Below are 18653 nucleotides of genomic sequence, written 5' to 3'. Positions count from 1 at the left end.
ACGCCAAGAACCTTGCCCAGTACCTGTGGGAGCGGGTTCACCCGCGAACACCGGCGTAGCCGGTGCCACCGTAAGATATTTCTGAACCTGCAACCCAATGCTTCAGAATCAACCCGCTTAGGAATTATCCTACGCGCGCTGCCGAACTATCGCTGTTGTCGGGGAAACACCTCACGGATAACGTTTCCGGGTCGCTTCGGTGACCGGGTGTGAGAACCCGACAGAGATTTTACGCAGCACCTCTTATGGTGGCCGTACGTGGGCGGGCCTTGGCCTGGCCGAGTCTTTGCGTATTTCTCCTCGGTTTCTCACCCCGCGTACGGCTGCCACCCTCAATCCGTGAGAAAGATTCAGGTGGCAGTTCCCTTCTCCTTCAGAGGAATACGCCATGAAGAAACTCGTGCCCGATCCACCCGTAAAACTAACGGCCCGCCCCTTCTACACCATCAACCAGGACACACCCTCGGTTGACGCCCTGATCCACACCCTCCAGCTGATGGCCGGCATCGAAGACTCGCTGGACGAATACATCTGCGCCAATGCCGGCGAGCCCGGCATCAACATGCTGGTCAACGCGGTGCATCACGTACAGATGACCAAGGCCCTGGCCGAGTTGCTGTTGCACCGGCAAACCGGGGATATCACCCTGCACTGACTACACAGCCCCAAGACAAGCGCGGCCCCTGTAGGAGCGGCCTTGTGTCGCGAAAGGGGCGCAAAGCGCCCCCAGGATCTTCGCATCACCGCAAAATCGCCGGGGCCGCCTTGCGGCCCTTTCGCGACACAAGGCCGCTCCTACAGAAAGCGTGATCGCATCAAGGCTGCCAGGTGTTCGCCGACACACTTTCAGGCGAGCACCTGTTAGCCCCATGCTTGGGTTACCATACCGCCCTTTCCCCGCTTGCTCGACTCGACACCAACAGGTCATCCATGCGTCTGTTTCATACCTCCGACTGGCACCTGGGCCAAAGCCTGCACGGCCAGGAACGCGACTTCGAACACGCCTGCTTCCTCGACTGGCTGCTCGGCCAGCTGCGCCTGCGCCAGCCGGATGCGCTGCTGATCGCCGGCGATATCTTCGACACGGTCAACCCGCCGGTCAAAGCCCAGGAACGTCTCTACGACTTCATCGTCCAGGCCCACGAGCAACAGCCGAAGCTGGACATCGTGATGATTGCCGGCAACCACGACTCCGGCTCGCGCATCGAGCTGCCCGCGGCACTGATGCGCCGCCTGCGCACCCATGCCCTGGGCCGTGTGCACTGGCTGGACGAGGGCCAGCTGGACGCCGAGCGCCTGCTGATTCCGCTGACCAACGGCCGTGGCAAGGTCGCCGCCTGGTGCCTGGCCTTGCCCTTCCTGCGCCCGGCCGAGGTGACCGGCCCGCAATTGGGCGACGACTACCTGCAAGGCATCACCCAGGTGCACCAGCAGCTGATCGCCGCCGCGCAAAAGAAGCGCAAGAAGGACCAGGCGCTGATCGCCATCAGCCACGCGCACATGGCCGGGGGCGCGGTGTCGGAGGACTCCGAGCGCAGCCTGATCATCGGCAACGCCGAGGCGCTGCCTGCCAAGCTGTTCGACAAGGCCATCAGCTACGTCGCCCTGGGCCACCTGCACAAGCCGCAGAAGGTCAACCGCGAAGAACGCATCCGCTACAGCGGCTCGCCGATCCCGCTGTCGTTCGCCGAAATCAACTACCCGCACCAGGTGCTGGAAGTGGAGCTGGACGGCACCGGCCTGGTCAGCGTCGAACCGCGCCCGGTACCGCGCGCCGTGGCCCTGCAACGGGTCGGCCCGGCACCACTGGGCGAACTGCTGGAGCAGTTGGCCGACCTGCCAGTGATCGACCTGCTCGAAGACCCCAACCGCCAGCCCTGGCTGGAGGTGCGAGTGATACTGGATGAGCCGCAACCCGACCTGCGCCAGCAGATCGAAACCGCACTGGAAGGCAAGGCCGTGCGCTTGATCCGCATCAGCGCCGAATACGCCGGCCGCAACAATGCCGAAGACGATGACCTGGCCTTTGTCGAACTGGCCCAGATGACCCCGCAGGACCTGTTCAGCCGAGCCTGGGAGCAAGCCTATGGCAACCCCGCCGACGAACAGGCGCTGGCCGACTTCGCCCTGCTGTTGCAGGACGTGCAGCAGGAAGAGGAACAGCCATGAAGATTCTTGCCATCCGCCTGAAGAACCTGGCATCCCTGGCCGGCCCGGTCGATATCGACTTCACCGCCGAACCGCTGGCCAGTGCCGGCCTGTTCGCCATCACCGGGCCTACCGGGGCGGGTAAAAGTACCCTGCTCGACGCCCTGTGCCTGGCGTTGTTCGGCACCGTGCCACGGCTGAACGACATTGGCCGCGAGGCCAAGGTGCCGGATGCAGACGGCGAGATCCCTACCTCCGACCCGCGCAACCTGCTGCGCCGCGGCACCGGCAGCGGCTTTGCCGAAGTCGATTTCGTCGGCATCGATGGCCGCCGCTACCGCGCCCGCTGGGAAGCCAACCGCGCCCGCGACAAGGCCAACGGCAAGCTGCAGCACAGCCGCCAGAGCTTCTATGACCTGGACAGCGAGCAGGTACTGGGCAGCGGCAAGAACGAATACAAACAGCTGGTCGAAGCCCGCCTGGGCCTGAACTTCGAACAGTTCACCCGCGCGGTGATGCTGGCCCAGAGCGAGTTCGGCGCCTTCCTCAAGGCCGACGACAAAGAACGCAGCGAGCTGCTGGAAAAGCTCACCAACACCGCCATCTACACCCGCCTGGGCCAGCGGGCCTTCAGCAAGGCACGCGAAGCCGGCGAGGCCCACAATGCCCTGAAGGACCGTGCCAGCCACCTGCTGCCGATGGCCGCCGAAGCCCGCGCCGAGCTCGACCAGCGCCTGGAACAGGCGCAACAGCAGTTCAAGGCCGACCAGGCCGGCGAGCGCCAGCTGGAGCAGCAACGCAACTGGCTGAACGAGCAGCGCCAGCTGCAGGCCCAGCACGCCGAAGCCGGCACCGCGCTGCAGGCCGCCGAGCAGGGCTGGCAACAACTGGCTGACCAGCGCCTGGACCTTGTGCGCCTGGAGCGCCTGGCCCCGCAGCGTCACCAGTTCCACCGCCAGCAGACACTGACCGCGCAACTGGCACCGCTGGCAGCGAAGATCGCCGAACAACAGCAGCAGCAAGCCGAGCTGCAAGTGCGCACCAGCGAGCTCGAACAGGCGCTGGACGCCGCGCGTCAGGCGCTTGCCGATAGCCAGGCCCAACACAGCGAGAACGCCCCTCGCCTGCGCCAGGCCTTTGCCGCCCAGGACAACCTGGCCCGCCTGGAGCAGGAGCTGGCAGCACAGCGCAGCGCCGGCCAGCAGGCCGAGCAGCAGGTCGCCGAAGGCCAGCAGCACCTGCAGCAGCTGGAAGACAACCAGCAGCGCAGCCTGCAGCAACTGGCGCAGATCGACACCGCGCTCGCCGACAGCCAGCACCTGGCGGGCCTGGCCAATGCCTGGCACGCCTACCTGCCGCAACTGAAGCAAGTGATGCTGATCGGGGGCCGCCTGGCCAAGGGCCGTGAAGAGCTGCCCGGCCTGCAGGCCCAGGCCAGCCAGGCCAATGCGCACTTGCAGGCCGAGCGCGATGCCTTCGAGCTGCTGTTCCGCGAAGCCAAGGCCGAACCCCAGGCCCTGGCAGAACAGATCGACCTGCTGGGTGGCATGCTGCAGGACAACCGCAAGCAGCAGCGCGCCGTGGAAGAGCTGTCACGCCTGCATGGCCGTGAACTGGAACTGCGCCAGCAGCTGGAGGCCGTGCGCGTGCGTCAGCAGCAGGCCATGCAGCAGCGCCAGCAACTGATTACCGAAGGCACCGCCGCCAAGGCCGAGCTGGAAGCCGCCGAGCAAGCGCTCAACCTCACCCGCCAGTTGCTGGAACGCCAGCGCCTGGCACGCAACACCAGCGTCGAAGAGTTGCGCGGCCAGTTGCGCGACGGCGAACCCTGCCCGGTGTGCGGCAGCGCCGAGCACCCGTTCCACCAGCCTGAAGCGCTGCTGCAAAGCCTGGGTCGCCATGACCAGGCCGAAGAAGACGCCGCGCAGAAGCAGGTCGAAACCCTCAACAGCAAGCTGGTGGAGCTGCGCACCCAGCTGGGCGTGGTCAACGCCCAGCTCAAGGACTTCCAGCAGCAACAGCAACAACTGGACGAACAGCTGCAACCACTGGTGGCCCAGGTGCAGGCGCACAGCCTGTGGCCGGCCCTGGCCCCGCAGGACGACAAGGCCCGCAGTGCCTGGCTCGACAGCCAGCTGCGGCGCCTGGACGAAGAAATCGGCCAGGACGAGAAACGCCAGAGCGCCCTGCTCGCCCTGCAAAAAGATGCAGCCCGTCTCAACCAGCAACTGCAGGCCGCCCAGCAGGCGCAACAGCAAGCCCAGCGCCACCTGGAGCAACAGCACCAGGCCCTGGCCAGCGACGAGCAGCAGTTGCAGCAAGGCCTCGAGGACCTTGCCGGCGTATTGCCCGAAGAGGCCCTCAAGGCCTTGAACGACGACCCGGCCAATGCCTTCCTCGCCCTGGACCAGCAGATCGCCCAACGCCTGCAGCAACTGGAGCAGCGCAAGGACGAACAGGAAGAACAGCAAGCCCGCCAGGCCCAGCTGGACAAGCTGCGCGACCAGCAGCAGGCACGCGTGCAGACCCTGCAGCAGCTGCAGCAGAAACTTGCCGCCCTCGACGAGCAGCGCCAACAGGCCCAGGCTTCGCTTGGCGAACTGCTTGGCGGGCACGCAAGCGCCGAAGCCTGGCAACAGCACATGGACGCCGCGCTGGAGCAGGCCCGCGCCCTCGACACCGACACTGCCCAGCGCCTGCAGGAGCTGCGTACCCAAGGCGTGCAACTGGCCAGCGAACTCAAGGCCAACACCCAGCAGCAGCAGGCGCTGGACGCCGAGTGCCAGCAGTTGCAGGGCCAGATCGCCCAGTGGCGCGCAGAACACCCGGAACTGGACGACGCCGGCCTGGATAGCCTACTGGGCATGGAGGACGCGCAGGTCAACGAGCTGCGCCAGCGTCTGCAAGGCGCCGAAAAGGCCATCGAACAGGGCCGCGTGCTGCTGCAGGAACGTGAACAACGCCTGCAGCAACATGCCGCGCAAATGACCGTGGACACCTCGGCCGACGCCTTGGAACAGGCCCTGACCGAACTGCGTGAACGCCTGGCCGGCCATGAGCAGCAATGCGCCGAACTGCGTGCACAGCAGGCCGATGACCAGCGTCGCCAACAGGCGCACCAGGCGCTGGCAGCGGAAATCGAACAGGCCCACCAGCAGTGGCAACGCTGGGCTCGCCTGAACGCCCTGATCGGTTCGGCCTCGGGCGATGTGTTCCGCAAGATCGCCCAGGGCTACAACCTCGACCTGTTGCTGCACCACGCCAACGCCCAACTGCGCCAGCTGGCCCGCCGCTACCGCCTCAAGCGCGGCGGCAGCGCCCTCGGCCTGCTGGTGCTGGACACCGAGATGGGTGACGAACTGCGTTCGGTGCACTCGCTGTCTGGCGGAGAAACCTTCCTGGTGTCGCTGGCCCTGGCCCTGGGCCTGGCCTCGATGGCCTCCAGCACGCTGCGCATCGAATCGCTGTTCATCGATGAAGGCTTCGGCAGCCTCGACCCCGAGTCGCTGCAACTGGCAATGGATGCACTCGACGGCTTGCAGGCCCAGGGCCGCAAGGTGGCGGTGATTTCCCACGTGCAGGAAATGCACGAACGCATCCCGGTGCAGATCCAGGTGCGCCGCCAAGGCAATGGCCTGAGTGACGTGGAGGTGTGCGGGTGATCCTCTACTCGTTCCGCCGCTGCCCTTGGGCCATGCGCGCGCGCCTGGCCCTGCGCTATGCGGGGTGCGAGGTGGAGATTCGCGAGGTAGCGATGAAAAACAAGCCGGCAGAGCTGCTGGCCTTGTCACCCAAGGGCACGGTGCCGGTACTGGATACCGGTGCCGGGGTGCTCGAAGAAAGCCTGGACATCATGCGCTGGGCGCTGGAGCAAAACGACCCGCAGGACTGGCGGCTGCAGGCCGACCCTGTGGCGGTGCAGCAGGCTGAAACCCTGATTGCGCGCAACGACAGCACGTTCAAGGCGCAGGTGAACCTGTACAAGTATGCCGAGCGCTACCCCGAGCATACCCGCGAGCATTACCGCCAGCAGGCCGAGGCCTGGCTGGCGGAGCTCGAAGGCCTGCTGGCAGGCAGGCCCTACTTGCTGGCCACGCACCCGAGCATTGCCGATGCCGCGTTGCTGCCCCTGATGCGCCAGTTTGCCGGGGTCGAACCGCAGTGGTTCGCCGAGGCGGCTTATCCGCGGGTGCGGAGCTGGCTGGAGGGGTGGTTGGCTTCGGAGCTGTTCAAGGCCGTAATGGCCAAATGAACCCTGTTTCCTGTACTGGCCCTATCGCCGGCAAGCCAGCTCCCACAGGTACGACGCTGGACCTGAAGCCTGCTCAACCCCTGTGGGAGCTGGCTTGCCGGCGATAGGGCCAGCACAGGATTCAGTGGTTGTGCTTGCCACTCAATGCCGCATGGAAGTTGGCGCTCTGGCGCAGGTACTGTTCGGTGTAGCTATGGGTAGCAGACGCCTTGCCGCTGCTGTCGGCATGGGCATGCGTCGGCAATACGACCGAAGCGGAAATGGCGGATGCGGCAATGACCGGGAAGAGATTGAAGTTCATCTGGGCTGACCTCGACGGCGGTGGTTTGACGTTGGCCTGTTTGGGCCTTGGGTCAAACTTACGCCGCCGAAGCCGCAGGCAAAAATTCATTGCGGCAGTATCGATTATCACGCCGATCGATATCACTCGATGAATTTCAGGTCCGACGGCGCATCCTGCTTCAGCGTCTGCACCGTCTCCAACAGCTTGCCGCTGCGCGGATCGCGGCGTATCACCACGATCTGGTTGCTCTTCTGGTTGGCCACCAGCAGAAAGTTGTCACTCGGATCGAGGGCGAACTCGCGGGGATGATCCCCCTCCACCGAACGGCGCTGCAGGAACGTCAGTTGGCCATCCTGCTTGCCCACGCTGAACACCACGATCTCGTTGGCCGTGCCTCGGTTGCTCACATACAGGAAGCGCCCGTCTGCCGACAGGTGCAAGCCACCTGCCGCTTTCGCCGCAGCTTCCTTGCTCTCGGTCAGGGGCAGGCGCTGGCGTTCGACCAGGTTGCCCTCCTGCACATCGAACATGACCACGTCGGCACTCATTTCCAGGGTCAGGTAGGCGTGCCGCCCCTTGGCGTCGAACAACAGGTGGCGCGGCCCGCTGCCCGGCGGCAGGTCCACCGACGCGGGGATCGCCGGCGTCAACGGGTGGTCTGCGCTGGCACCGTCGTAGCGGTAGATGAACACCTTGTCGGCACCCAGGTCGCTGGCATACAGGTGGCGGCCGTCGGGTGACAGCACCAGCGAATGCACATGGGCGCCGGCCTGGCGCTCGGGGTTGACCCCGCTCGCCTTGTGCCGGGCCTGTTGCACCACCGGCTTGAGCTTGCCGTCCTTGGCCACCGGGATTACCACCAGGCTGCCGCCAGGGTCGGGCTTGACTGCGTAGTTGGCCACGAACAGATAACGCTGGTCCTGGCTGAGGCTGGCGTGAGTCGGCTCGTCACCTTGGCTGGCCACCTGGTTGATGGGCTTGATCTCGCCTTTTGCACTGACGCTGAAGCTGCTGGCATGGCCGTTCGGGGTTTCATTGACCGCGAACAGCTGGCGTTGATCGGCCGACAATACCAGCCACGAAGGGCTGACACTCTTCACCACCTGCTGCGGCGCAGGTTCGATATGGCCGGTCTTTTCGTCAAACTGATAGCGGTAGATGCCCTGGCTGGCGCCATCGGTGTAGCTGCCCACCAGCAAGGTGGCGGCGTGGGCGTGGAGGGTCATGCTCATCAGGCTAACGGTCAGCAGGCTCGTCCAGATCCGATTCATCTTCGTCATCATCCGGGGCACGAAAGGCACTCATACAGACTAGCCGATGCTCGCCGTTGGCATCGTCGAGTTGCCACTCGTCACCCACGGCGATGGCAGCAGTGATCTGCTCGGGGGTGAAGGACCAGCGGCGGAGCTGGCGGCCGTCCATGCATTCGATGGTGAGGCCGGATTCATCGGAGGTGAAGTCGAAGGCGTGCAGGCCGTCGATCAGGAGCATGTCGCAGGACTGCAGGGCGGTGGCGAGGGGGGACATGGGGGTACCAATCTGAAATGAGTTGGCATTATAGCCCTGGGGCTGCTTTGCAGCCCATCGCCGGCAAGCCAGCTCCCACAGGGATCGCACAAATCTGGAGGCTTGCGCTGTACCTGTGGGAGCTGGCTTGCCGGCGATGGGCCGCAAAGCGGCCCCCTGCAATTCAATGGGCAAAAATCGACCCGCCCTCCTTGCCCACCATCTTCTCCGGCTTGATCAGGAACCGCGCCAACGCCGGCAACAGCCACAGCGCACCGAACATGTTCCACAGCAGCATGAAGGTCAACATCAGCCCCATGTCCGCCTGGAACTTGATCGCCGAGAAAATCCAGGTGCACACGCCGATGGCCAGGCACAACCCGGTGAACAGCACCGCCTTGCCAGTCGAGCGCAGGGTCTCGTAATAAGCCTCCTGCAACGGCAACCCGGCACGCAGGAAGCTTTCCAGCCGGCTGTAGATGTAGATGCCATAGTCCACGCCAATGCCCACACCCAGCGCCACCACCGGCAAGGTCGCCACCTTGACCCCGATGCCCATGTAGGCCATCAGCGCGTTGCCCAGCACCGAGGTCAGCACCAGCGGCAGGACGATGCACAGGGTGGCGGCGAACGAGCGGAAGGTAATCAGGCACATCACCGCCACACAGATGTACACCAGGATCAGGATGGTCAGCTCGGCCGACTTGATCACCTCGTTGGTCGCCGCTTCGATCCCGGCATTGCCCGCCGCCAGCAGGAACTGCAGGCCTTCCTTGTTGTGGCTGTCGGCAAACGCCTTGGCCACGGCAGTGACCCGTTCCAGGGTTTCGGCCTTGTGGTCGTTGAGGAACACCAGCACCGGCGCCAGCGAGCAGTCGCCGTTGTACAGGCCATCGGCGCGGGCGATGGAGTTGTTGAGGATGTCCGGGTTGCGCGACAGGGTTTCCCATTTCAGGCTGCCCTCGTTCATGCCCTTGATCACCTGCTTGGACACGGTCACGAGGGAAATTGCCGACTGCACGCCCGGGGTGTTCTGCATGGTCCACATCAGCTCGTCGATCGGCGCCATGGTCGAGTGGATCGAGCAGCTTTCCGGCGGGGTCTTGACCATGATCACCAGCACGTCGGAACTGGTCGAGTAGTTGCTGATGATGAAGTTGTTGTCCTGGTTGTAGCGCGAATCGGGGCGCAGCTCCGGCGCGCCCTGGTCGAGGTCGCCGATCTTCAGGTTCTGGCTGTACCAAAGGCCACCGGCGAAGGCGACCAGCGCCAGGGCCACCGACACCGGCGCCACCTTGGCACTGGCAAAGTTCGACAGCAGGCGCCAGAACGGGTGCTCGCGGGTGGCGTCCTGCTTGCTGCGCTCGACGGCCTTCTTGCTGATGCCGACGTAGGAGATGGCTACCGGCAGCAGGATGAGGTTGGTGAACACGATCACCGCCACACCGATGGAAGCACCGATGGCCAGTTCACGAATCACCCCGATGTCGATGATCAGCAGGGTGATGAAGCCCACGGCGTCGGCGAGGATGGCGATCATCCCCGGCAGGAACAGCTGGCGGAACGTGCGCCGGGCGGCGGTCAGGGCGTTGTCGGCGTCACTCGACTGCAGGGCGATACCGTTGATCTTCTGCACCCCGTGGGAAATGCCGATGGCGAAGATCAGGAACGGCACCAGCATCGAGTACGGGTCCAGGCCGAAGCCCACCGCATGCATCAGGCCCAGCTGCCAGACCACCGCCACCAGGGTGGTGATGAGCACGGCGATGGTGCTGCGGATGCACCAGGTGAACCAGTACAGCAGTACCCAGGTGATGGCCAGGGCGACGCCGAAGAACATCGCCACCATCACCAGGCCGTCGATCAGGTCGCCGACCTTCTTGGCGAAGCCGACGATGTGCACCTTCACGTTGGGGTTCTGCGCCTGGAACTTGTCACGGATCTTTTCTTCCAGCTGGTGCGAGAACTGCTGGTAGTCCAGCTTCACCTGCTTGCCCGGGTCCTGCGGGTCTGGGTAGCTCTCCAGCAGCGGCACATCGACGATGCTGGACTTGAAGTTGTTGCCCACCAGGCGCCCTACCTGGCCCGACTTGAGCACGTTGTCGCGCAGGGTGTCGAGGCTGTCCTGCGAGCCGTTGTAGGTGTTGGGAATCACCTCGCCACCGGAGAAGCCTTCCTCGGTGACCTCGCTCCAGCGCACGCTGGGGCTCCACAGCGACTTCAGCCCGGCACGGTCGACGCCAGGGATGTAGAACACTTCGTCATGGATCTGCCGCAGGGTCTCCATGTAGTCCTTGTCGAAGATGTCGCCATTCACGGCCTCCACCGAAATGCGCACGGTGTTGCCGAGGTTGGCCAGGTCGTTGCGGTGCTCCATCATCTGCTCGATGAACGGGTGCTGCAGCGGGATCATCTTCTCGAAGCTGGTGGACGGGCGAATCTGCGTGGCCTGCCAGAACAGGAAGATGCTGACCAGTACGCACAGGGCGATGACCACGGGGCGATTGTTGAAGATCAGGCGTTCGAGCAGCGTGGCCTTGTCCTGGTGATGCGGGTGCATGGTGATGCTCTCCCTGCTGGTCATGGACGCACCTCCTGGTCAGCACCCTGCGGGTCAGCCAGGTGCACGCCACCCTGCCCTACCAGCAGCAGGCCGCCATCGGCCAGGCCGCTGACGCCGGCCAGGGCAATGCGGTCGGCGCGGTTGTAGACACTGAAGGTCTGGCCATCATCGGTACTGCGCAGCACGCTGCCGCCATTGCCGACCAGCACCAGGCTACCGTCCTCGACAAGCGTAGCGCCTGCCAGGCCGAATTCGAGGGTTCCACGTGCGGCCTTGAGCTCGATCGGCTGCCAGCTGTCACCAAAATCGGTGGAACGGAACAGGTTGCCGCGCAGGCCGTAGGCCAGCAGGGTGTGCGGCTGGGCAGTGCCGATCACGCCGAACAGCGAGCCCTCGTAAGGGCCCTCGACCTTGGCCCAGGTCTGGCCGTTGTCGGCGGAGCGGAACATGCCACCCTGCTCGCCGACGATGAACAGGCCCGCGTCACGCACCTGGGCGATACCGTTCAGGTGCAGCTGGTCGGGGTTGTCCAGGCGCTCGGCGACATCCTGCCAGTGCTGGCCGCCGTCGGTGGTTTCCAGCAAGGCGCCATAGGCACCTACGGCAAAGCCGTGCTGGGCGTCGAGGAAGGCGACATCGAGCAAGGGTGCTTCGCGGGACAGGTCTTCGAACTGCTTGCTCCAGGTGGCACCACCATCGCTGCTGGCGAGCACCAGCGCATCGTGGCCGACGGCCCAGCCGCGCTTGTCGTCGAGGAAGAACACCGCGGTCAGCAGTTGCCGGGTGGGCACCCGCGCCTGGGTCCAGGTGCTGCCTTGGTCGTCGGAGAACAGGATATGCCCGCGATCGCCCACCACCACCAGGCGCTTGCCGGCATGGGTGGCGTCGATCAGCAGGCTTTGGCTGGCCTTGGCCGATTCGGTGGAATACTCGTCGGCGGCAGCGGCTTGCACGCTGTCAGCCCACATGCCAAGCCCCAGCGCCAGTACCGCGCCGGCTGCCAATGGCCAGGCAAAGCGCCTGTTCTGTTCCCTCATGACTGTCCCCCTGTTGTGTTCTTGTGTGGTGGGTCAATGCACTGCAGGTACTGCGAAAAGCCTGATCTAGAGGCCTGCAATAGCTTGAAGGGATCGTAGCGGGGATATTTGCGGGAACACAACGGGCGGGGTGTTATGTTTTGTTGTCGGCTCCAAAAGCTTCGCGGGTAAACCCGCTCCCACAGGTCCTGCACAGCCCATGAAAGCGGTGCAGTACCTGTGGGAGCGGGTTTACCCGCGAAGAGGTCGGCTCAGGCTACGGAAAACTCAAGCCAGGCTCTTGCTCACAACCTCATACACATCACTGGACAGCTCACCAGAAGCCAGAATCCGCTCCAGCTCGCCCTTCATCAGGGCCTGACGCGCATCGTCATACTTGCGCCAGCGGGTCAGCGGTGCCAGTTGCCGCGAGGCGATCTGCGGGTTCAGCGCATTCAGCTCGATCACCAGGTCCGCCAGGAAGCGGTAGCCGGAGCCATCCGCCGCATGGAAGTTGACCAGGTTCTGCCCGGCAAAGGCGCCGACTAGCGCACGTACCTTGTTCGGGTTCTTCAGGGTGAACGCCGGGTGCTGCATCAGCGCCTTGACCCGCGCCAGCCCGCCCGGCAGCGTACTGGCCGCCTGCACGCTGAACCACTGGTCCATGACCAGCGGGTTGTCCTTGAAGTGCTCGGCAAAGCTTTCCAGGGCCTTGGCACGCTCGGCTTCAAACGGTGAGTTGACCAGCACGGCCAGCGCAGTCAGGCGCTCGGTCATGTTGTCGCATTGGTCGAACTGCTCCAGGGTCGCTTCCAGCACCTGCGGCTTGCCGCTCTGCATCAGGTACGACAGGGCAATGTTCTGCAGGCTACGGCGGGCAAAGTGCTCAGCGGCGGCCACGTAGGCGGTGCTGCGCGACACTTCGCGGTTGGCCTGATAGCGCGCCCACAGGGCGTCGAACAGCTGCTCGGCGATCTGCTGGCGGGCGAACTCGCGGGCGGCGTGGATGGCGTCCACGTCGGCCACCTGGCTGATTTCGGTGAGGTAGGCCTCACCCGGCAGCGAGAGCATTTCGGCAACCATGGCCGGGTCCAGCGACTCGTTGCCGAGCACGGTGCCCAGGGCGCTGATCAGGCGCTGGTCGAGCTTGAGTGCTTCGCCGCGCTGATGCTGGCCGATCAGTTCCTGCAGCACCTGCACCGACAACTGCTGCCCCGCCTCCCAGCGGTTGAAGCCGTCGCTGTCGTGCTGCATCAGGAACATCAGCTGGTCGCGGTCGTAGGGGAAGCTCAGCTTGACCGGTGCACTGAAGCCACGCAGCAGCGACGGCAGCGGCTTGGCCTGGATGCCCTGGAAGGTGAAGGTCTGCTCGGCCTCGGTCACCGACAGCACGCGGCTGGTGCCCTGCGCCGTCGCTTCACCGGCCAGTTGCAGCGGCAGGTCGTTGCCTGCGGCATCCAGCAGGCCAAGCTCCACCGGGATCACGAACGGCAGTTTTTCGGCCTTGTCCGGGGTCTGCGGGCAGCTCTGGCGGAAGGTCAGGCTGTAGGTCTGCGCGGCCGCGTCATAGGCCTCGCTGACTTCCAGGCGCGGGGTGCCGGCCTGGTTGTACCAGCGCTTGAACTGGGTGAAGTCGACACCGTTGGCGTCTTCCATGGCCTTGATGAAGTCGTCGGTGGTCACCGCCTGGCCATCGTGGCGTTCGAAGTACAGGTCGCTGCCCTTGCGGAAGCCGTCTGCGCCCAGCAGGGTACGAACCATGCGCACCACTTCGGCGCCCTTCTCGTACACGGTCAGGGTGTAGAAGTTGGAGATCTCGATGAAGCTGTCCGGGCGCACCGGGTGAGCCATGGGGCCAGCGTCTTCGGCGAACTGGTGAGTACGCAGGTAGGCCACGTCTTCGATGCGTTTGACCGTGCGCGAGTTCATGTCGGCGCTGAACTCGGCATCGCGGAACACCGTGAAGCCTTCCTTCAGCGACAGCTGGAACCAGTCACGGCAGGTGACGCGGTTGCCCGACCAGTTGTGGAAATACTCGTGGGCGACCACGCCTTCGACGCGCTGGTGGGCGGCATCGGTGGCGGTTTCGGCACGGGCCAGCACACAGCTGGAGTTGAAGATGTTCAGGCCCTTGTTTTCCATGGCGCCCATGTTGAAGTCGTTGACCGCGACGATCATGAAGATGTCCAGGTCGTACTCGCGGCCATAGACTTCTTCGTCCCAGCGCATGGACTTCTTCAGGCTGACCATGGCGTGGTCGCACTTGTCGATGTTCTCGGGCTCGACGTAAATGCGCAGGGTCACGTCACGGCCGGACTGGCGGGTGAAGCTGTCCTCGACGCACCACAGGTCACCGGCCACCAGGGCGAACAGGTAGGCCGGCTTCATGAACGGGTCTTCCCAGGTCGCCCAGTGGCGGCCGTCTTCTGCCGGCCCGCTGCCGATCGGGTTGCCGTTCGACAGCAATACCGGGTAGCGATGCTGCTCGGCGATGACCGTGGTGGTGAAGGTGCTCATCACGTCCGGGCGGTCGAGGTAGTAGGTGATCTTGCGGAAGCCTTCGGCCTCGCACTGGGTGCAGAACATCTTGCCCGACTTGTACAGGCCTTCCAGTGCGGTGTTGCTTTCGGGGTGGATCTTCACGCTGGTGTCGAGGGTGAAGCGCTCGGCCTTGGGCTGCACGGTCAGGCTGTCGGCATCGAGCTGGTAGTCGCCCGGCTGCAGCTCCTGGTCATCCAGCGAGGCGCGCAGCAGTTCCAGCTGCTGGCCATCGAGCTCCAGTGGCGGCAGGCCGGCACCGCGTGCCGGGTTGCGGCGCATGACCAGTTGCGCGTGAACCAGGGTGTGGTCCTCGAACAGCTCGAAGGTCAGGTGCGTCTCGTCGATCAGGTACTCGGGCGCCTGGTAATCCTCGAGGTAGATCACTTGCGGTTGTTCGGTACGCATGTGCAGGTCCTTTTTACTGGAGCACGGCCAACTGGTAGGCCGTGTACTTGCGAATATTGATCACACCGGTGTCGAAGATCAGGTACTGGCCCTTGATGCCCAGCAGCGTGCCTTCCACTACCGGGTCCTTGTCGAGGTTGAAGCTGACGATCTTCGATGGGTAGGCCTCGACCGGGTACTTCATCTGCACCACTTCGGCGTCGGCCAGCGGCTGGATCGCCTGCAGGCCGAAGCGCCCCTGCAGCTCGCGCAGGCCATCGGCACAGGCGTCGAAGACCTGTTCACGAATGGCGACCAGGTCGAGCTCCTCGGCATCGCCCTTGAGCAGGGCGCGCCAGTTGGTGCGGTCCGGCACCTGGCTGCGCAGCAAGTCTTCGACCAGGCCGGACTGCTGGCGGGTGGCCACGCGCACGATCGGCAGGGCCTGGCTGGCGCCCTGGTCGAGCCAGCGGGTGGGCAGCTGGGTGGCGCGGGTGATACCGACCTTGATCCCCGACGAGTTGGCCAGGTAGACCACATGGTCGGTCATGCAGAACTGTTCGCCCCACGACGGTTCGCGGCAGGTGCCAGCGTCGTAGTGGCACTTTTCCGGGGCCATGATGCACACGTCGCACTGGGCCAGTTTGGTCATGCACGGGTAGCAGTAACCCTGGCTGAAGCTGGTCTTGGTGCGCTTGCCACAATGGCTGCAGTGAATGGCGCCGAGGTATTCAAGGCGCAGGCGCTGGCCGATCAGCGGGTTGACCGGCACCTGCGTGTCATCCAGACGGAAGCTGTACTGCACCACTGGCGCCTGCAGGCTTACCGCCATCTTGCTCAACGAGCCACGAGCGAGTTCGATCAATGTACCGAGTCCGACTTGAACAGAATGTTGGCAATCGGCGCGGACTTCGAGGCGCATTCCTGCGGGCCCATGTAGCCGGTACGCTGGTCTTCGGGCAGGTTTTTCATCTCCCAGGCGATTACCGCCTGCAGCGACAGCTCTTTCTGCTCGACAGTGAGCTTGCGGCCATCCGACCATTTGCCGATTTCCACGGCCAGTTTCAGGCTCTCGTAGATTTCCGGGGTGATGTTTTCAATCATTTGCGCGAAAGTGGACATAGTGTCTCCTGATTCAAGCCGACAGTTTACGCCGGGCCAGCGCCCCACCCAAGAGCCCGGTCAGGCATCCGATGAGCAGCCCGCCGACGTGGGCGGCGTTGGCGATCTGGCCAAGGCCCAGGGTGTCGATCACGCCGCTCAGGCACACCACCAGCCAGATCAGCATCATCACCAGCACGCCCTTGGGCAGGTTGAAGTAACGGTCGGGTGCCAGCCACTGGTACAGCCAGATGTGCCCGAGCAGGCCGTACAGCACGCCGGAAAGGCCGCCGAACAGGCTCGGCCCGCTGCTGTAGTGCTGGGCCAGGTTGGACACCAGGCTGAACAGCAGGGTCAGGCCCAGTAGCGCCCACGGGCCCTGGCGCAATTCGATGCGTTTGCCCAGTTCCCAGTACCACAGGCTGTTCATGGCCAGGTGCAGCACGCCGAAATGCAGCAGCATGGGCGATACCAGGCGCCACCACTGGCCTTCGTCCAGGCCTTGCGCCAGCGGGCTGAAGTACAGGTAGTCGCCCTGGACGCGGAAATCGAGGAAGGTGAACCAGCTGATGGTGGTGAAGTTGTCGCCCAGGCCGGTGAGGCCGGCGACGATGAAGCACAGCAGCAGGGTCAGGGTGGTGATCTTGCAGGCGCGGGCCTGTTCCGCCAGGGAGGGCCCTTTCGCGGGCTCGCCCGCTCCCACAGGATCGGTGGTGGCTGGCAGGTCGGCGTTGCCGTCGGGGTAGCGCTGGTAGAGTTCGCGGACGTCTGCGGCCAGGGTGTCGGGGGCCCAGAGCACCTGGGCATCGCCCTCCTCGCTGACCCGGTGCGGCACCTGCAGGCGCTGCAGCAGGTGAACGAAGCCGCTGAGGTCGACCGACAGCGGCAGGCGCATCACTTCGATAATGTTCATTGGTTGGCCTGTGGGCGGTCGACATCGACCCAGACGAACTTGTGCGGGTCGATGCGGGTTTCATCATCCAGCCGGTAGGCGGCCAGCTTGCCGTAGAGCACGGCGCTGTAGTCCAGGCAGGCCAGGTTGGCGCGGATCGGCGCCGGGCGGCCGCTACGCCAGTAATGGCCGACGAACAGCATGGGCTCGTCTTCGGCATAGCGCAGCAAGGCGTTCTTCTGGCTGTGACTGAGCGGGGTGCTGGCCACTTCCGCGGGCAGGGCGTCTGGCTGGAACACGATGTCGCCGTAGGTTTGCGGATCTTCTTCCCAGAACTTGGTACGGAAGAAGGCACGGGTCAGGCCGTCGCCACCGGTGAGGGTCAGGCCGTCCGGCAGGCGCATGTCGGTGCCGCGCAGCAGGCGGTTGCACACGGTGGCGGCAAAGCTGCCGCTCACCGCCGAGGCTTGGATGAAGTGCTCGTCGATACGCCCGTCGGGGTACTGCTGGCGCAGCGGCTCGATCAGCCGCGGGTCCCAGCAGGCATGCACCAGGCGGAAGCGCCCGGCGTCGACGAACAGCGGCAATTCGTAAAACCAGTTGACGAAGTCGTGCCAGTCAGCGGGGTGGTGGGCAAACTGGGTCAGGGTTTCGTCGATCAACCGGGCGTGGCGCGGCGTATGCTCGCGCACGAAGGCCTTGCCGCTGCCAGGCAGTGCCGGGGTAACCCAGCCCAGCGCGTTGTACTCGTGGTTGCCCATGATGCAGAACGCCTGACCGGCCTCGACCATGTCGTGGACGATGTGCAGCGCCTCGCGAATGCGTGGCCCGCGGTCGACGATGTCGCCAAGGAACAGCGCCTGGCGCCGCGGGTGGCGCCATACACCTGCCACACGCTTGTAACCGAGGGCGTCGAGCAGGCGTTCAAGGGTCAGCGCACAACCGTGCACGTCACCGATGATGTCGAAACTACGCGCCGGATCGAGCATCAGTCGTCCCTGCTTCCCAGGCGGCTACCCCAGCCTAGCTTGGTGCGGCAGACCTCGTAGTAATTGTGGTCCAGCGGGTGGATCAGGCGCAGCTTCTGCGGTTTCTTGCTCACCGTGATGGTGTCGCCGGGGGCGCAGGTGAAGTGGTTCTGGCCGTCACAGGATACCTGCGGGTAGATCTGCAGGTCCTTGGACACCACGATCTTCAGCTCGCTGTTGCCATCGACCACGATCGGCCGACCCGACAGAGTGTGCGGGTACATTGGCACGATGACGATGGCGTCGAGCTTGGGGTGCATGATCGGGCCGCCGGCCGACAGCGCGTAGGCGGTGGAGCCGGTGGGGGTGGCGACGATCAGGCCGTCGGCCTTCTGGCTGCAGACGAACTGGCCATCGATGTAGATCTCGAACTCGATCATGCGCGTGGACTTGCCCGGGTGCAGCACCACGTCGTTCAGCGCATCACCCTGGCCGATGGCTTCGTTGTGGCGGCGTACCTCGGCCTGCAGCAGGAAGCGGTTTTCCACCAGGTAGTGGCCGTCGAGCACTTCAGCGACCTTCTCTTCCAGCTCGTCGGGGCGGATGTCGGTAAGGAAGCCCAGGTTGCCACGGTTGATGCCCAGCACCGGAATGTTGTGCCGGGCCAGGGCGCGGGCGGCGCCCAGCAGGCTGCCGTCGCCGCCGACCACGATGACCAGGTCACAGACCTCGCCCAGCAGCTTGCGGGTGGAGGTTTGCAGGCCATGGCCGGGCAGCACTTCGGCGATGGTGTCCTCGAGGATCACGTGCAGGTGGCGCTCGAGGAGGAATTTTTTCAGTCGGCGAATGGTGTCGAGCACCTGCGAGCTGCCAAGGCGGCCGATGATACCGATATTGCGAAATTGCTCCATGGGGCTCCTGCGAGGCTCTGCGGCGGGTGACTATGCCGCGATTATGGGCGAAACCACCGGGTAGCGGCAAACCGGCTATGCTCGCAGG

At 64.6% G+C, this 18653-nt stretch carries 15 protein-coding genes; 4 read left to right on the top strand and 11 right to left on the bottom strand.

The features are described from left to right. Positions 1-388: 388 nt before the first annotated feature. The 4 genes from ABX298_RS18410 (at position 389) to ABX298_RS18395 (ending at position 6400) form a co-directional block, all read left to right on the top strand. Positions 389-655 carry a hypothetical protein gene (locus ABX298_RS18410; RefSeq protein ID WP_286101333.1) on the top strand — a complete coding sequence of 89 codons (267 nt, stop codon included), beginning with the start codon at positions 389-391 and terminating at the stop codon, positions 653-655. A gap of 275 nt (positions 656-930) precedes the next feature. Further along, positions 931-2169 carry an exonuclease SbcCD subunit D C-terminal domain-containing protein gene (locus ABX298_RS18405; protein ID WP_063913831.1) on the top strand — a complete coding sequence of 413 codons (1239 nt, stop codon included), beginning with the start codon at positions 931-933 and terminating at the stop codon, positions 2167-2169. Continuing rightward, a complete protein-coding gene (locus ABX298_RS18400) occupies positions 2166-5810 on the top strand; it encodes an AAA family ATPase (RefSeq protein ID WP_367393445.1) in 3645 nt (1214 codons plus the stop codon). The genes ABX298_RS18405 and ABX298_RS18400 overlap by 4 nt, the downstream gene beginning before the upstream one ends. Beyond that, positions 5807-6400 carry a glutathione S-transferase gene (locus ABX298_RS18395; protein WP_286101330.1) on the top strand — a complete coding sequence of 198 codons (594 nt, stop codon included), beginning with the start codon at positions 5807-5809 and terminating at the stop codon, positions 6398-6400. Before ABX298_RS18400 ends, ABX298_RS18395 begins: the two co-directional genes overlap by 4 nt. Positions 6401-6521: 121 nt before the next feature. On the opposite strand, the gene ABX298_RS18390 is transcribed toward ABX298_RS18395, so the two are convergent. The 11 genes from ABX298_RS18390 to ABX298_RS18340 all read right to left on the bottom strand — a co-directional run bounded on the left by ABX298_RS18390 (position 6522) and on the right by ABX298_RS18340 (position 18565). After that, complete coding sequence (locus ABX298_RS18390) at positions 6522-6701, bottom strand: hypothetical protein (protein WP_025338263.1); 180 nt, start codon at positions 6699-6701, stop codon at positions 6522-6524. Positions 6702-6823: 122 nt separating this feature from the next. Beyond that, positions 6824-7954, bottom strand: a complete 1131-nt coding sequence (locus ABX298_RS18385; RefSeq protein ID WP_286101329.1) for a lactonase family protein — start codon at positions 7952-7954, stop codon at positions 6824-6826. Then, entirely contained in the window at positions 7920-8210 is a 291-nt protein-coding gene (locus ABX298_RS18380) for a DUF5629 family protein (RefSeq protein WP_025338261.1), read from the bottom strand. The genes ABX298_RS18385 and ABX298_RS18380 overlap by 35 nt, the downstream gene beginning before the upstream one ends. A gap of 163 nt (positions 8211-8373) precedes the next feature. Next, on the bottom strand, positions 8374-10749 hold the full coding sequence (locus ABX298_RS18375; RefSeq protein WP_024086538.1) for an RND family transporter: 2376 nt from the start codon (positions 10747-10749) through the stop codon (positions 8374-8376). Between the two features lie 20 nt (positions 10750-10769). Next, on the bottom strand, positions 10770-11789 hold the full coding sequence (locus ABX298_RS18370; protein WP_286101328.1) for a YCF48-related protein: 1020 nt from the start codon (positions 11787-11789) through the stop codon (positions 10770-10772). Between the two features lie 267 nt (positions 11790-12056). Then, the gene (gene pepN, locus ABX298_RS18365) at positions 12057-14714 is read right to left on the bottom strand and encodes an aminopeptidase N (RefSeq protein ID WP_367393444.1); all 2658 of its coding nucleotides are present in this window, start codon (positions 14712-14714) and stop codon (positions 12057-12059) included. A gap of 13 nt (positions 14715-14727) precedes the next feature. Beyond that, entirely contained in the window at positions 14728-15558 is an 831-nt protein-coding gene (locus ABX298_RS18360; protein WP_075044170.1) for a DUF2797 domain-containing protein, read from the bottom strand. After that, a complete protein-coding gene (locus ABX298_RS18355) occupies positions 15555-15815 on the bottom strand; it encodes a YeaC family protein (RefSeq protein WP_075044169.1) in 261 nt (86 codons plus the stop codon). The genes ABX298_RS18360 and ABX298_RS18355 overlap by 4 nt, the downstream gene beginning before the upstream one ends. Positions 15816-15828: 13 nt before the next feature. Next, on the bottom strand, positions 15829-16707 hold the full coding sequence (locus tag ABX298_RS18350) for a rhomboid family intramembrane serine protease (RefSeq protein WP_286101326.1): 879 nt from the start codon (positions 16705-16707) through the stop codon (positions 15829-15831). Then, positions 16704-17675, bottom strand: a complete 972-nt coding sequence (locus ABX298_RS18345; RefSeq protein WP_075044167.1) for a metallophosphoesterase — start codon at positions 17673-17675, stop codon at positions 16704-16706. The genes ABX298_RS18350 and ABX298_RS18345 overlap by 4 nt, the downstream gene beginning before the upstream one ends. After that, on the bottom strand, positions 17675-18565 hold the full coding sequence (locus ABX298_RS18340; RefSeq protein WP_025338255.1) for an NAD(+) kinase: 891 nt from the start codon (positions 18563-18565) through the stop codon (positions 17675-17677). The genes ABX298_RS18345 and ABX298_RS18340 overlap by 1 nt, the downstream gene beginning before the upstream one ends. Between the last annotated feature and the right edge of the window lie 88 nt (positions 18566-18653).

It is taken from the genome of Pseudomonas sp. X4 (assembly GCF_040784925.1).
GTDB classification, from domain to species: Bacteria; Pseudomonadota; Gammaproteobacteria; order Pseudomonadales; family Pseudomonadaceae; genus Aquipseudomonas; species Aquipseudomonas putida_Z.
This window is presented reverse-complemented; position numbering and strand designations above follow the sequence as displayed.

Excerpts from the sequence above, each read along its gene's own strand:
- ABX298_RS18400 (WP_367393445.1), top strand. The coding sequence starts at position 2,166 with ATGAAGATTCTTGCCATCCGCCTGAAGAACCTGGCATCCCTGGCCGGC.
- ABX298_RS18375 (WP_024086538.1), bottom strand. The coding sequence starts at position 10,749 with ATGCACCCGCATCACCAGGACAAGGCCACGCTGCTCGAACGCCTGATC.
- ABX298_RS18390 (WP_025338263.1), bottom strand. The coding sequence starts at position 6,701 with ATGAACTTCAATCTCTTCCCGGTCATTGCCGCATCCGCCATTTCCGCT.
- ABX298_RS18385 (WP_286101329.1), bottom strand. The coding sequence starts at position 7,954 with ATGAATCGGATCTGGACGAGCCTGCTGACCGTTAGCCTGATGAGCATG.
- ABX298_RS18370 (WP_286101328.1), bottom strand. The coding sequence starts at position 11,789 with ATGAGGGAACAGAACAGGCGCTTTGCCTGGCCATTGGCAGCCGGCGCG.
- pepN (WP_367393444.1), bottom strand. The coding sequence starts at position 14,714 with ATGCGTACCGAACAACCGCAAGTGATCTACCTCGAGGATTACCAGGCG.
- ABX298_RS18350 (WP_286101326.1), bottom strand. The coding sequence starts at position 16,707 with ATGAACATTATCGAAGTGATGCGCCTGCCGCTGTCGGTCGACCTCAGC.
- ABX298_RS18355 (WP_075044169.1), bottom strand. The coding sequence starts at position 15,815 with ATGTCCACTTTCGCGCAAATGATTGAAAACATCACCCCGGAAATCTAC.
- ABX298_RS18410 (WP_286101333.1), top strand. The coding sequence starts at position 389 with ATGAAGAAACTCGTGCCCGATCCACCCGTAAAACTAACGGCCCGCCCC.
- ABX298_RS18405 (WP_063913831.1), top strand. The coding sequence starts at position 931 with ATGCGTCTGTTTCATACCTCCGACTGGCACCTGGGCCAAAGCCTGCAC.
- ABX298_RS18340 (WP_025338255.1), bottom strand. The coding sequence starts at position 18,565 with ATGGAGCAATTTCGCAATATCGGTATCATCGGCCGCCTTGGCAGCTCG.
- ABX298_RS18380 (WP_025338261.1), bottom strand. The coding sequence starts at position 8,210 with ATGTCCCCCCTCGCCACCGCCCTGCAGTCCTGCGACATGCTCCTGATC.
- ABX298_RS18345 (WP_075044167.1), bottom strand. The coding sequence starts at position 17,675 with ATGCTCGATCCGGCGCGTAGTTTCGACATCATCGGTGACGTGCACGGT.